Consider the following 3,970-nt stretch of genomic DNA (forward strand, 5'->3'; position numbering starts at 1 on the left):
CCTCCTCGACCGGATTCAAAACCAAAACCGTATCCCTGCTCTCCCCGCACTCATCGAAGCCCGCGCCCAAGCTCCTTGAGTGCTCTGTACCCTGTGCGATCCTACCCTCCTCTCCTCGCCACCACCTTTTGAGAAGTTACCGCCGCCCAAGGGTCGCCCGAGGATTTCGGACTTGGCGGATGACGACGCGGGCAGCAACGCTTCGCGGCTGTCTTCCGCGGTGATCGTGGCGCCCTCGGACCAGATCACGGCGCGCCGAAGCGTGTTGAGAAGCTCGCGAACATTGCCTGGCCAGGGGTGGGCGAGAAGAAGGTTTCTTGCGCCGGCAGAAAGTTTCTTCTCTTCGAAGCCGGACTCCTCGGTAGCCTCCTTGTTGACTTGCTCGAGCAGGTGGTCGACCAGCATGCCCAGATCGCCGGTGCGGTCACGGAGCGGCGGGATCTTGAGAACGGCTACCGCCAATCGGTAGAAGAGGTCCTCCCGGAAGCGGCCTGCAGCGATCTCCTCCGAGAGCGTCCGATTGGTGGCGGCGATGATCCGAACGTCCACCCTGGCCGCCTTCGTGGAACCGAGGCGAACGACCTCGCCTTCTTGAAGGACTCGGAGCAGCTTCACCTGTGCGGGCCCTGGAAGCTCTCCGAGCTCGTCGAGGAATAGCGTGCCGCCGTCGGCGGCCTCGAAGTAGCCCTTCCGCGCCTGGTTCGCGCCAGTGAACGCTCCCTTCTCGTGGCCGAAGAGCTCCGACTCCACCAGGTTGCCGGGGATGGCGCCGCAGTTGACGGGCACGAAGGCCCGGTCGCGACGCGAGCTGGCGCGATGAATTGCACGAGCAAGCATCTCTTGGCCGGTGCCCGATTCGCCTTCTATGAGGACGGGAACGTTTCGGACGGCTACGCGGCGGGCTCGCTGGATCAGGCGGGCCATCACGCGGCTGCGATGAATGATGTCGGCGAACTCGGGGGCATCCGGTGGCGCGGCGGCGCTGCGCTGTCGGAGCCGCTCGTCCTGCTCGCGAAGCAGGTCAGGGATGAAGTCCGCCGAGATGTCGAAGGGCACGGATGCCGTGCGCAGGCCGTGCTCTCTCGACGACTCGACCAACTCAGCGGGGAAGCGGGTCTTGCCGAGCAAGATCCAGACGGCCGCCATCGCTGGCGTCCCTGGGCTGAGGTGGAACGTGAGGCGCACGTTTCCCGACCGGTCGCTGACGTGCTGCTGAACGCCGCGCACCGCCGCCTCGTAGATCTCACCGAACTCCGTCGGGCCGCTGAGGGGTTCGTAGACGACGGCGACCGACGCCTTGGTCCGCGATTTCAGCCATTCGAGGTAGGGCTCGACCTGCTCGCGGTCGTAGTCCGAGAGCAGCCGGACGTCGTCAAACTCCCTCGCATCGAGGGCTTGAGCGATCGGCCCCACGCCCACGGCGTCGCTCTCCGTAGGCGCTCGAAGGTCGGTCCTGCCGACCCAGGCGAAGAGAACCCGGCGCATGGCCCGGATCTCTACAAAAAAGTTTACGCTAACACAACACTTCTTGTGTCTCTGCGGCGGGCACGTCTGAAAATCATTGGATTTCGGCCTTTCACGTCCAGGGCATGCGCTGGCACGACTCGTGAAAAGTGACCGGGACATGACCAGCACCGCCCACGAAGCCCAGCTCACCGTCAACGTCCTCGCCAGCGCGGACATCGTCGCCGCCGAGATTCGAGATGCCCGCCCCGACGCGGTGCACATCTTCGGCGAGCTGTCGGAGCGCCAGCGGGAGCAGCTCGCCCACGACGCGTGGTCCATCGGGCTTCGGGCGCTGGCGAACGCCCACTCGCAGGCCCAGGAGGCACGCCTCCAAGACGTGGGCTCGGCGCTGCTGGACGACATCGATCGTCAACTCAAGGCGCATGTCGAGTCTCAGCAGCAGACCATCGCGACCGTCCTCGGGCGCTTCTTCGACCCGAAGGATGGGCTCATCCGCGATCTCGACCACGAGAAGCAGGCCGCCGTGAACCGGGCCCGCGTGATGCCTTGGCGGCGATAGGATCTACGCTCAGCATTGCTCTGCGTGCCGCTCTCGGGGAATATCTGCGATGTGATGCGAGCCCTGATTGAACGACGTGCCGTGTCTAGCTTGCACGGCTCGATGACGTCATCGGCAGTACGAGCTGGAGGGTGCCAGGCGCCATGACCTCCCGCGCGGAAGAGATCTTCTTCGAGGTCTTCGAACCGTTGCCGCGCCAGGGGCCGGGCAACCTCGCCTGTGCCCAACGGGCCCTGGCGCTGTGCACTGAGCTGCCGTCGTCACCGCGCATCCTGGACCTGGGCTGCGGATCGGGCGCGCAGACGCTTCACCTCGCGTCGCTGACCAAAGGCACAATCGTTGCGGTCGATAGCCACGCGCCGCTGGTCAAGCGCCTGCGCGCCAAGGTCGATGAACGTGGCTTGTCGGCGCGTGTTGAAGCACGGGTTGGCGACATGTCAGCGCTCGACCTCCCGCCGGAGAGCTTCGACCTCGTGTGGTCGGAAGGCGCCCTGTACAACTTGGGCCTCGCGGCGGCGCTGCCCGTGTGCGCCGGCTTTCTCAGGCCCGGCGGCTACTTGGCCTTCACGGAGGCGGTTTGGCGAACGACAGACGCGCCGCCCGAGGTCCGCGAAGCCTTCGCCGACTACGCGACGATGGGTCGCGTGGAGGACGTCTTGCCACTCATCAGGGAGAATGGCCTGTCGCTGGTCGAACACTTCGACTTGCCGGACGAAGCCTGGTGGGACGACTTCTACTCGCCGATGGAGCGGCAGATCGAGAAGCTCCGGGTGAAGTATGCCGCCGACGCCGAGGCTCTCGCGGCGCTTGACGAGGTCGCCAAGGAACCCGCGATGCACCGCCGCAGCGGGCACCACTACGGCTACACGTTCTTCGTTGCACGACGAGGCTGACTGCTCGGGCCGACGACCGTCTACAACGACTTCTGCCAGTCGCCTCGCTCGAGCCGATACACTGCGCAGTCATCGTCACCGAAGCTCCGGTTCTCGACGAACCGAAACCCGAGGCGCTCGTAGAAGCGGCGCGCGCGGTCGTTGGACGCCATCGGGTCGATGAGGATGGCGCCCACCGCCGGGTCGGCGAAGCAGCGGTCGATGGCCAGACGCATCATCTCCGTGCCGAGCCCGCGGCCGAGGAACGCTTCCTCGCCGATCCAGATGTCAATGGCGCGCAGCCCGGTGGGGCAGTCGCCCCAGTAGCGGCTGTCTTCGCGGGCCGGGTCGATGATCTGGATGAAGCCAATGGGCGAACCTTCAACCTCAGCGATGAGCTGCTCACGCCAGTCGGGGCGGCGAACGAGCTCGCGCTCCCAGCCCCAGTCTTCGGTGCCCTTCGAGGCGATGATGTGCGGGGCCGAATCCCAACGCTGAAGGAGATCGAGGTCGTGCGGAGTCGCGGGTCGAAGGTGAATCATGGATGCGCTTTTCGTTGTCGCGCCAACTCTAATCGCGGACCCGCCTTCCGACGCCCATCACGGGCTGCATGTGCTGGCCCTCGATCGGCACATCGAATCCAGTCCCGACCGAGACGACCTGCAGCCCCGCGTCTACAAGCGCCTGGGTGATGCCATCCACCGTCAGCCCAAAGGGCTCGGCCGCGGTCGGGTCCAGCTCCCAATCCCACTGCACGAAGTAGCGCGGCAAAGGTACACGAACCCAAGCGCTGAACGTGCAGCGCTGCCCTAGGACATGCGAAGGTCCCGTCGGGTGCTGCTCGGATCGGAGGCGACTCGCTACGGCCGCTAGCCGGGCGCGGCGGCAGCTCCGTGGAAATGGCACATGAGCCACGTCCCGTATGGAAACTGCGCCTCGCGGATCCCTCGCCGCCAGGCTTCGAGCGCGGCGCGGTAGGCCGTGCGGAAGGCGCGCACGGCCGCCACCGCCTCGAAAAAGGCGCTGCGTTGCCCGCGTCCGACGGCGAAGGTCGGGTTGCGTTCGCGGAGCG

Annotated in this window: 6 protein-coding genes; 2 read left to right on the forward strand and 4 right to left on the reverse strand. The window is 66.1% G+C overall.

Translation table 11 applies throughout. From position 1 onward, the window contains the following. Positions 1-15: 15 nt before the first annotated feature. Positions 16-1,485 carry a sigma-54 dependent transcriptional regulator gene (locus MJD61_06435; protein ID MCG8554912.1) on the reverse strand — a complete coding sequence of 490 codons (1,470 nt, stop codon included), beginning with the start codon at positions 1,483-1,485 and terminating at the stop codon, positions 16-18. Positions 1,486-1,624: 139 nt separating this feature from the next. Between MJD61_06435 and MJD61_06440 the strand changes: the two genes are divergently transcribed. Together MJD61_06440 and MJD61_06445 are read left to right on the forward strand one after the other, a co-directional pair. Then, the gene (locus tag MJD61_06440) at positions 1,625-2,026 is read left to right on the forward strand and encodes a hypothetical protein (protein MCG8554913.1); all 402 of its coding nucleotides are present in this window, start codon (positions 1,625-1,627) and stop codon (positions 2,024-2,026) included. Between the two features lie 143 nt (positions 2,027-2,169). Next, complete coding sequence (locus tag MJD61_06445; protein MCG8554914.1) at positions 2,170-2,919, forward strand: class I SAM-dependent methyltransferase; 750 nt, start codon at positions 2,170-2,172, stop codon at positions 2,917-2,919. A 20-nt stretch (positions 2,920-2,939) separates the two neighbouring features. Here MJD61_06445 and MJD61_06450 read toward each other — a convergent pair whose 3' ends face one another. From MJD61_06450 to MJD61_06460, 3 genes are all read right to left on the reverse strand, one after another. After that, positions 2,940-3,440, reverse strand: a complete 501-nt coding sequence (locus MJD61_06450) for an acetyltransferase (GenBank protein ID MCG8554915.1) — start codon at positions 3,438-3,440, stop codon at positions 2,940-2,942. A 28-nt stretch (positions 3,441-3,468) separates the two neighbouring features. Next, positions 3,469-3,669, reverse strand: coding sequence for a hypothetical protein (locus MJD61_06455; GenBank protein MCG8554916.1), 201 nt, complete (start codon positions 3,667-3,669; stop codon positions 3,469-3,471). 98 nt (positions 3,670-3,767) lie between these two features. After that, on the reverse strand, positions 3,768-3,970 hold a 203-nt coding region (locus MJD61_06460), incomplete at its 5' end, for a transposase (protein ID MCG8554917.1).

This window comes from Pseudomonadota bacterium (assembly GCA_022361155.1).
Taxonomy (GTDB): Bacteria; Myxococcota_A; Polyangia; order Polyangiales; family JAKSBK01; genus JAKSBK01.

Coding starts and splice junctions, on each gene's coding strand:
- MJD61_06435 (MCG8554912.1), bottom strand. CDS start 1,485: ATGCGCCGGGTTCTCTTCGCCTGGGTCGGCAGGACCGACCTTCGAGCG.
- MJD61_06440 (MCG8554913.1), top strand. CDS start 1,625: ATGACCAGCACCGCCCACGAAGCCCAGCTCACCGTCAACGTCCTCGCC.
- MJD61_06445 (MCG8554914.1), top strand. CDS start 2,170: ATGACCTCCCGCGCGGAAGAGATCTTCTTCGAGGTCTTCGAACCGTTG.
- MJD61_06450 (MCG8554915.1), bottom strand. CDS start 3,440: ATGATTCACCTTCGACCCGCGACTCCGCACGACCTCGATCTCCTTCAG.